We start from the raw sequence: 9,511 nt of genomic DNA on the forward strand, positions 1-9,511 counted from the left end.
ATCGGGAGATAGATGCCCACCCGTCAGTCTCGATCAGTTCTGCCTGTCGGCGAATGCAACCGTTGCGGGCATCTTGGACCGACAAGCCAATTCGTTCTTGCGCCGGAGGTGCTGCGAAGTCAAACCGCGCCACGCCGCCGAAACAAAAAACATCTCAATCAGTTAACAGGCAAATGTGTGGCAAGGGCGTCGTGGAAGCGACGCCTCTGCCGTTATTTGCGCGCCAGCAGCGCCTTGACCAGTTTTTCATCGACTTCACCGGTCGCCGCCATCTTGTTGTCGGTCTGGAAAGCCATGATCGCGGTCTTCGTCTTCTGGCCCATCTTGCCGTCGGCGCCGCCGGCGTCGTAGCCGTTCTTGTTGAGAATGCGCTGGATGTTCTCGACGGCCTTCTTCATGTCGATGCTGGCGGTCGTCTGCGGTGCGCCGTCCTGCCAGGATTCGGGAATGTCGGCCGAATTGGCTGCCGCATCCAGCGGCTTGGCCTTCCACAGTTCGGCCGCAGCGCGGGCGCGTTCGAGCTGCTCGGGCCGCAGCGCATTGGCGATCTCGTCGCGCTTGGCTGCGGCATCCTTGTCGCCGGTCTTGGCGACGAGCGCGAACCATTTGTAGGACTCTTCGAGGTTCTGCTTCATGCCGACGCCCTTGGCGGCGAGGATGCCGAGATTGAACTGGCTGTCCTTGACGCCGACGTCGGCCGCCGCCTGGAACCAGTGCGCGGCCGATTCATTGTCGGTCACGCCGTCAGCGGCCATGGCGAACAGCACGGCCAGATTGTGCATGCCGCTGGCGTTGCCCTGCGCCGCGGAAAGTTGGTACCAGGTCTTCGCCTTCTTGATGTCGCGTGCGACGCCGATGCCCTTTTCGTAGAAATTGCCGATGCGGTATTCGGCCGGCGCGAAGCCGAGTTCCGCCGACTTCTCGTACCATTTGGCCGCTGCCGCCATGTCTTCCTTGACGCCGCGCGACTCGGCATAGCGCGAGCCGATCTCGAACAGCGCCTTGGCATCGCCGCCGGCGGCGGCATCGCGCAAGGCGACCGGGCCGGCGTCAGCGGGAATATCGAACTTTGCCGTCGCCGCCGCCGGCGAAGCGTCCGCTGGCGCAACCGCGCCCGTGGTGTCCTTGGCGGCGGTCGGCTGAACCGCCATCGGCTGGGTGTCGGCATCTGTTGCTTCAGCCGAGGCCGCAGCAGCCGGGGCAGGCACAGCAGAGGCTATGGTGCCGGACGCCGCCGCGTTCGCATCGGCGGGCGCAGCCGAAGCGAGCGGTGCAGGAGCCGGCTGGGCTGGCGGCGCGGCATCCATCGACGGCTCGGCGCCTGGCGGCGTGGCCATCGGGGTTTGCGATGCCATATCGTCCTTGGTCAGCGGGTCGGACGGTTCGGCCTGTCTGACGACACGGTCCGGCGCGCTTTCTGCTGCCGGAAGCTGGATGTCTGTCTTTGGCTGGCCAGCGGCGTCGAATGAGGCGGTTTTCACCGGCTGCGAGGCGACGATCGGCGCGACGTCGTTGCTCGCCATCTGTGCGGGATCGGCGAAGAAGGCCTTGCCCAGTTGCAAGGCGCCCAGCGCCAGCAAGATCGCGGTCGTCCCCATCAGGATCGGCTTGCGCCGTGCCTTGAGCAGGTCGCCGATCCGTAGCGCCTTTACCGGTCCGGTCACCGTCGACTGGCGCTTCAGTGCATCGGCCTCGGCGGCCGCAGCCTGCGCCGCGCGCCGGGCCGCGGCGATGAAATCCGATTTCGCGGCATCGGTGTCGCTGGGCTTGGCCGGCTGGCCGCGCTCGTCACGCACGCGTTTCATGATGGCATTAAGGTCAGGTGCGCCGGAGCCGGGCTCCAGCGGCCGGTTGGCCATTTTCGGATCGAGCGGCTCGTCGAGATCGACGCTCGGTATTGGGGCACTCGGCGCCGAGCCGGCCAGTGGCGGAATGTCCGCCTCCTTCTTGCCCTTGAAGGCGCGGGCCAGCCCGCCGAACATCGATCTGCGGCCGCCCGCCTGTTCGTTCTTCTCGACAATCGCGTCGGAGCCGAGAGCAGCCATGGCCGCAGCCGCTGCGGCTTCGGCTGGCGTGCGCGTCCCCATACCCAAGTCGCTACGCAGACCCATGTCGCTACGTGCACTTAGGTCGCTACGAGCGCCCGGCTCATTGCGCAGGATGGCGGCAGCGCGGCCATCGAGATCGGCCATGTCCCCAGTCAATGGCAGAGGCTGATCGATATCCATCGACGGCGCGTCGACGGCCATCTTGGGTCGCCGTGCACCGCGCCAGTTGCTCGGCTCGACCGGTGCCGCATCCAGCAGTTCGCTCATCGCCTCGACCGGCTCGCCGGGTTCGAGCGAACCCAGCCGGTCGACGATCTTGAGCAACGTGTCGTGGATGGCCTCGAATGTTCTCGAATTGCGCTCGTCGGAGCGCCGTGTCAGCGTTTCAAGCGTCTTCAAATCCTGGGCGAGGCCGGAAACGGCGGTCGTATTGGCGCTCGAACCAGCCAGCGATTGCACCGCGTTCTCGGCCGCTTCGCGCGCCGCGCCAAGGATGGAATCGCGGGTTCCAGCCAGCGACTTTTCAATTTCGTTGAGACGCGGGCTGATGTCCTCGAATTCCGGCAGCGGCGTGCTGGGCTTGGAAAGATGGGCGGACAGGCCGGCGACCTGCGCCTCCAGACTGCGGATCAGCGCAGGATCGATGCCGGCCACCTGCGCGGCCGATGCGTCCAGCCGGCTTGAAATGTCTTCGAGCCGGCTTTCTAGGCCGCGGATCGCTGCTTCGCCCGCGGGATCGGGAACACGTGTTTCCATGCGCTTGGCCAGCGCGGTGAAGCGGGCATCGATGGCTTCCATGATGCCGGCGCTGTCGACCTGCGGCATGCGCTGGTCGAGCCTGTCGGCAACTTCGTCCAGCCGGCGTTCGAGATCGCGGAACAGCATGTTGCCCTGTTCGATAGCGTCACCCTGGCGGCGCTCCATCATGCCCGACAGCACGTCGAAGCGCTGCTCCAGCCCGTGGAAGATGTAGTCGGCGTCGGGCATGGCGGGTGCCTGGTCGATCTTGTCGGCAATGAGCGTGATCTGCTTGGCCAGGCGCTCCATCGCCTGCTCGGGCAGGTTGGCGCGGCCGGCGAGCTCGTCGACCCGGCTCGACAGCGTACCCAGCCGGTCCATGACCGCGTTGCCGGGACGATCCTGCGCCACTTCCTCGATCTGGCTGGCAAGCGAGTCGATCCGCTTCTCGATGCGCTCGAAAGCCTCGTGGTCGAATGAATTGGCTTGCGCCGCGACCGTCGATGCAACGATGGCGCGGGAAATCTCGTCCAGCCGCTCGTCGATCATGCCAAGCGTGTCGCTGCCGCGATTGTCCTGCTGGCTGGCGAAATGGTCGACGGCGCCGGCGAGCGTGCGCACCTTTTCCTCGAGCGAGCGCAGCGACAGCGATTCCGGCAGGTTGTTGACGGCATTGCTGATCTGCTCCAGCCGGTCGGTCAGCATTGAAAGGCCCGGGTCGTTCGAGCGCTTGCGCTGGTCGGCGTCGACGCGGTCCTCGAAAGCCGTCCAGCGGCGATCGAAATCGTCCCAGCGGCGGTCGACCTTTTGCACGCTCTCTTCGCGCGCCAGCGTCTCGAGCGCGGCTTTGACCTGTTCGAGCTCGAGTCGCAGCATGTTGACGCTTCTGTCGTCGCTCTTCTCGGCCAGCGTCTGGATGGCGCCGGAAAGTCGTTCGAATTCAAGACCGAGCTCGGCGCTGCCCTTGGCCGAAGCACCGGGCCTGGCGCCCGACTGGAAAGCCCGCTCGATGTCCTTGCGCAGCGCTTCGAATTCGCGCTGCAGCCCTGATGTCATCTGGTGGCGCAATTCCTCGCGCATGCCGCGCAACTCGCCGGCGATCTTGCCGACCATAGCCACGCCGTCCTCCTGGCCGCGCACGCGATCGATGTCGCGGGCAATGGCCTGGTAAGCGGTGGCTCCTTGCATCGGGCTTTTCGGGCGCGGCGCCGGCTGCGGATCCTCATACCAGCGCTGCTGGCCAGTGGGTCGGGCGGCGGGATAGCGCGCATCGGCGCCATATTGGCGAGGATCGGGTTGGCGGAGATCGGGACGTGCCATCGGATCCTCGCGCGTCCGCTCAAGCCGCTGCTCCAGCGTCTCCAGCGACTGGTTCAACTGCTCGAGCGTGGTCTGCGGCCTGCGCTGCCTGCCGGCGTTGAGTGTATCGAGATAGGACCGCTTGCTGTTCATAGGTGCGTCCGTCTTTCAGAATGGCTGGCTCGTGGCCAGTTCCCCCAAGTCCCTGCCGGAACGAAGGCGACCTGCGGCTATGCCGCGGCGGAAGACGAGCTTCCCGGGTTCTCACCCGCGCTCCGAAAAACCGTGAAAAATTCGATACAGGATAAACACGGGTAGCCGACGTGCCCACATTTCCCCCAACGTGGTAAACAACGCGTTAACCAAACTTAAGAAGTTGCAAGGAAGTTGGCTGCCGGCTTGACGGTGCGGCATAAAGCTCAGCCCGCAGAACGCCCTTGCGTCATGAGGCGGCTATCGGTATAGAATTGACGTAAACGTAAAAGGCGCATTCGAGCGTGCTATTTTGCGATTTGTTTGTTGAAACCACGACTGGAAGCAAGCCCCCGCTTCCAGTCAGGCGACGCACGGTCCAGGACCGCGACGCCACCAGACGGGGAAAGCCAGTGACCATGAAGCTTATCTCGGCCGGCGAGACCGCGGCCAATACCAATATGTCTGTCGAAACCGGCGAGGACCTTGTCCGCATCGGCGAGATGGCGAAGAAATACGGAGTGACGCTGCGCACGCTGCGTTTCTACGAAGACAAGGGCCTGCTCAACCCGCAGCGTGACGGTTCGACCCGTCTCTACACACGCCGTGACAAGGCCCGGCTGAAACTGATCCTGCTTGGCCGCAAGGTCGGGTTCTCGCTGCGCGACGTCAAGCAGATGATGGATCTCTACGATCCGACCGGTTCCAACACCAAGCAGCTCAAGCTCGCGCTGGACAAGTCGGAAAAGCAGCTTGCCCGCCTGCAGAAGCAGCGGGCGCTGATCGACGATGCCATCAACGAGCTAAGTGGCTCGATGTCGGCGGTGCGCCGAATGCTGACCGAGCGGTCGGCGCCGCAGGCGAGCGCCGCGAGCTAAGTCATCTACTGATTGCCTGACTATCAAGCCGCGTGGCACTGCCGCGCGGCTTTTCGTTGTCCTGACCCCACCAATATAGCCTTCGGCGCTGGCTTGCGCGACGTCGCGCCGCTACGCTCATTGCCGCAATGGGCGGGAAATCTTGTCGCATCGAAAAAATTGACGTTTACGCAAACGTCAATTTTTGCTATCCCGCTCCCAATATGGGTCCGCATGCCGCCCCTGGCTTATCTTCGGGGCATTCGGACCGGGTTTGCAGGGTGGAGAAAAAGCATGCCAACATACAGGGCTCCGGTCCAGGATACGCTGTTCGTGCTCAACGAGGTGCTGGGTTATCAGCGCTATTCGAACCTTCCCGGATTTTCCGACGCCACGCCCGATGTGCTCGAGGCGATCCTCGCCGAAGGCGCCAAGCTCGCCGAAAACGTCATGCAGCCGCTGAACCGTGTCGGCGACATGGAAGGCTGCGTGCGTCATGACGATGGCTCGGTGACCACGCCGAAAGGCTTCAAGGAGGCCTTCGACCAGTATCGCGAGGGCGGCTGGATGGGATTGGCCGCGCCGGTCGAGTTCGGCGGTCAGGGCCTGCCCTATGCCGTGCACACCGCCGTCGCCGAATATATGGTCTCGGCCAACATGTCGCTGATGATGTATCCGGGCCTGACGCAAGGTGCGATCGCGGCGATCATCACCCATGGCACCGACGAGCAGAAGGCGAAGTGGCTGCCCAGGATGATCGAGGGTGCCTGGACCGGCACCATGAACCTGACCGAGCCGCATTGCGGCACCGATCTCGGCCTGTTGCGCACCAAGGCGGTGCCGAACGGCGATGGCACCTACAAGATTTCAGGCCAGAAGATCTTCATCTCGGCCGGCGAACACGACATGTCGGACAACATCGTCCATCTGGTGCTGGCCCGCATTGAGGGCGCGCCGGAAGGCGTCAAGGGCATCTCGCTGTTCATCGTACCGAAGCTCATGCTCGACGCATCGGGCAATCCGGGCGCCAGGAACACCGTCTCCTGCGGCTCGATCGAGGAGAAGATGGGCATCCACGGCAATTCGACCTGCGTCATGAACTATGACGAGGCGCAAGGCACGCTGCTCGGCGAGGCCAATGGCGGCCTCAAGGCGATGTTCACGATGATGAACGAGGCACGCCTCGGCGTCGGCCTGCAGGGGCTGTCGCTGTCGGAGATCGCCTATCAGAACGCCGTCGCCTACGCCAAGGACCGCTTGCAGGGCCGTTCATTGTCGGGGCCGAAGGCGCCGGACAAGAAGGCCGACCCGATCATCGTCCATCCCGACATCCGCCGCAGTCTGATGACCATGAAGGCGTTCAACGAGGCCGGCCGCGCGCTGGCGCTGTGGACCGCGATCAAGTCCGACATCGCCCACCGCTCCGGTGATGACAAGGACCGCCAGGCCGCCGACGACTACACCGGCCTGATGACGCCGGTGGTCAAGGGCGTGCTCACCGACAAGGGGTTCGACCACGCCGTCATGGCGCAGCAGGTGTTCGGCGGTCACGGCTACATCGAAGAGCATGGCATGAGCCAGTTCGTGCGCGATGCCCGCATCGCCATGATCTATGAAGGCGCCAACGGCATCCAGGCGCTCGACCTCGTCGGCCGCAAGCTCGGCCTGAATGGCGGCCGCGCCGTGCAGGCCTTCTTCAAGGAGGTCGGTGAGTTCTGCGAGGAGAGCCGCTCCGACGAGAAGATGGCGCCGTTCACAAAGGCCTTGAAGAAGGGTCTCAACGATCTGCAGGCGGCGACCATGTGGCTGGTGCAGAACGGCATGGCCAAGCCCGACAATGCGGGCGCCGCCTCGACCGACTACATGCATCTCTTCGGCCTGGTGGCGCTGGGCTACATGTGGGCGCAGATGGCCAAAGCGGCACTTGGCAAGACGGGCGCCAACGGTTCCCAGTCCTTCTACGACAACAAGGTTGTGACGGGGCGCTTCTTCATGGAGCGGATCATGCCGGAGACGTCGGCGCACCTCGCCCGGATCTCGAGTGGTGCGGACACGCTAATGGCCCTGCCGGCGGAAGCGTTCTAAAGATGGTTCCCCTCCCCCTTGAGGGGAGGGTGGCCCGGAGGGCCGGGTGGGGTCCTGCGTGAAGTGCGCCGACCTCAACTCTAACGATGTGCTCTGGGAGGAGTATCATACCAACATGACCAGCCCCGCCGAAATCCTGAACCTCCCCAAGCCCGCCTGGGCGGCGGACGAGGTCGGCATGCTCTACGACATGGCGCACCGCTTCATGTCGGAGGAGATCGCGCCGCGCTACGACGAGTTCGAGAAGAACGAGATGGTCGACCGCGAGAGCTGGCTGAAGGCCGGTGCGGCTGGTCTGCTCTGCGCCTCTATGCCAGAGGAATATGGCGGCTCCGGCGGTACCTTCGCGCATGAGAGCGCCATCATCGAGGCCATCGGCCATGTCGGCGTCGATGGTTTCGGCATCGGCCTGCACAATTCGATCGTCGCCCCTTACATCCTCCATTACGGCTCCGAGGAGCAGAAGAAGAAATGGCTGCCGAAGCTGGCGACCGGCGAGCTGATCGGCGCGATCGCCATGACCGAGCCCGGCGCGGGCTCCGACCTGCAGGGCGTCAAGACGCGCGCCGAAAAGGATGGCAACCAGTACAAGATCAATGGTTCCAAGACCTTCATCACCAACGGCCAGCTCGCGAACTTCATCATCGTCGTCACCAAGACCGATCCGGAGAAGGGCGCCAAGGGCACGTCGCTGATCGTCGTCGAGACCGATGAGGTCGAAGGCTTCCAGCGCGGCCGCAACCTCGACAAGATCGGCTTGAAGGCCAACGACACGTCGGAGCTGTTCTTCAACGACATGCGTGTGCCGACCTCCAACCTGCTCGGCCACGAGGAAGGGCAAGGTTTCGTCCAGCTGATGCAGCAATTGCCGCAGGAGCGGCTGCAGATCGGCACCGGCGCCATTGCCATGATCGAGCGGGCGCTGGCGCTGACCATCGACTACGTCAAGGAGCGCAAGGCGTTCGGCAAGGCGATCATCGATTTCCAGAACACCCAGTTCAAGCTGGCCGAACTCAAGACCGAGGCCACCATCGGCCGCGTCTTCTATAATGATTGCGTTACCCGCCACATTGCCGGCGGCCTCGATCCCGTGACCGCGTCGATGGCCAAGTACTGGCTCAGCGACCTGCAGGGAAAAGTCGTCGACGAATGCCTTCAACTGCATGGCGGCTATGGCTACATGAATGAATATCCGATCGCCCGCATGTTCCGCGACGCTCGCGTCCAACGCATCTACGGCGGCACCAACGAGATCATGAAATTGCTGATCGGACGCTCGCTCTAATGCATGTCGCTCAAAAGTGGTCCCGGTTTTGGGGGATCGACATGCATCAGTTTAAAGTCGTTCGATAAACCCAAGGAGCAAAACGATGGCCGAAGCTTATGTCTATGACGCCGTGCGCACGCCGCGCGGCAAGGGCAAGAAGGACGGATCGCTGCACGAGGTGCCGGCGGTGCGGCTTGCCGCCAAGACGCTCGAGTCGCTGCGCGACCGCAATGGGCTGGATACCGGCACTGTCGACGACATCATCTTCGGCTGCGTCGATCCGGTCGGCGAGGCGGGTTCGGTCATTCCGCGCGCCGCAGCCTTCGAGGCCGGCTACGACACCAAGGCGCCCGGCATGCAGATCTCGCGCTTCTGTGCTTCCGGGCTCGACGCCATCAATCTCGGCGCCGCCAAGATCGCGCAGGGCGCCGATGAGATCGTCATCGCCGGCGGCGTCGAATCGATGTCGCGCGTCGGCATGGGCGCCTCGGGCGGTGCCTGGTTTATGGACCCGTCCGTCGGCCTGCCCGGCTGGTTCGTGCCGCAAGGCATCTCGGCCGATCTGATCGCCACCAAATACGGCTTCTCCCGCGACGACGTCGACGCCTATGCGGTCGAGAGCCAGAAGCGTGCCGCCAAATCCTGGGCCGATGGCCGCTTCAAGAAGTCCGTCATCCCGATCAAGGACCAGAACGGCCTGACCATCCTCGACCATGACGAGCATATGCGGCCATCGACCGACATGCAGTCGCTGGCCTCGCTCAACCCGTCCTTCGTCATGCCTGGCGAAATGGGCGGCTTCGATGCGGTCGCAGTGCAGAAGCATCCCGAGGTGGAAGAGGTCAATCACGTCCACCATGCCGGCAATTCGTCCGGCATCGTCGATGGCGCGGCGGCCGTGCTGCTCGGTTCGAAGAAGGCTGGCAAGGCGATGGGGCTGAAGCCCCGCGCCCGCATCCGCACCTTCGCCAATATCGGCTCCGAGCCGGTGCTGATGCTGACCGGTCCGGTCGACGTCACCGAGA

Annotated in this window: 5 protein-coding genes; 4 read left to right on the top strand and 1 reads right to left on the bottom strand. The window is 64.0% G+C overall.

What is annotated here, in order from left to right; genetic code table 11:
- Positions 1–212: 212 nt before the first annotated feature.
- Complete coding sequence (locus EN993_RS25300) at positions 213–4,238, bottom strand: peptidoglycan-binding protein (protein WP_127265125.1); 4,026 nt, start codon at positions 4,236–4,238, stop codon at positions 213–215.
- Between the two features lie 458 nt (positions 4,239–4,696).
- Between EN993_RS25300 and EN993_RS25305 the strand changes: the two genes are divergently transcribed.
- From EN993_RS25305 to EN993_RS25320, 4 genes are all read left to right on the top strand, one after another.
- Positions 4,697–5,155, top strand: coding sequence for a MerR family DNA-binding transcriptional regulator (locus tag EN993_RS25305; RefSeq protein ID WP_127265127.1), 459 nt, complete (start codon positions 4,697–4,699; stop codon positions 5,153–5,155).
- Between the two features lie 273 nt (positions 5,156–5,428).
- A complete protein-coding gene (locus tag EN993_RS25310) occupies positions 5,429–7,219 on the top strand; it encodes an acyl-CoA dehydrogenase (RefSeq protein ID WP_109666495.1) in 1,791 nt (596 codons plus the stop codon).
- 115 nt (positions 7,220–7,334) lie between these two features.
- Entirely contained in the window at positions 7,335–8,504 is a 1,170-nt protein-coding gene (locus EN993_RS25315; RefSeq protein WP_109666497.1) for an acyl-CoA dehydrogenase family protein, read from the top strand.
- Positions 8,505–8,589: 85 nt separating this feature from the next.
- The coding region (locus EN993_RS25320) for an acetyl-CoA C-acetyltransferase (RefSeq protein ID WP_127265126.1) at positions 8,590–9,511 on the top strand (922 nt) is incomplete at its 3' end.

The sequence above is a fragment of the Mesorhizobium sp. M7D.F.Ca.US.004.01.2.1 genome (assembly GCF_003997785.1).
Taxonomy (GTDB): Bacteria; Pseudomonadota; Alphaproteobacteria; order Rhizobiales; family Rhizobiaceae; genus Mesorhizobium; species Mesorhizobium loti.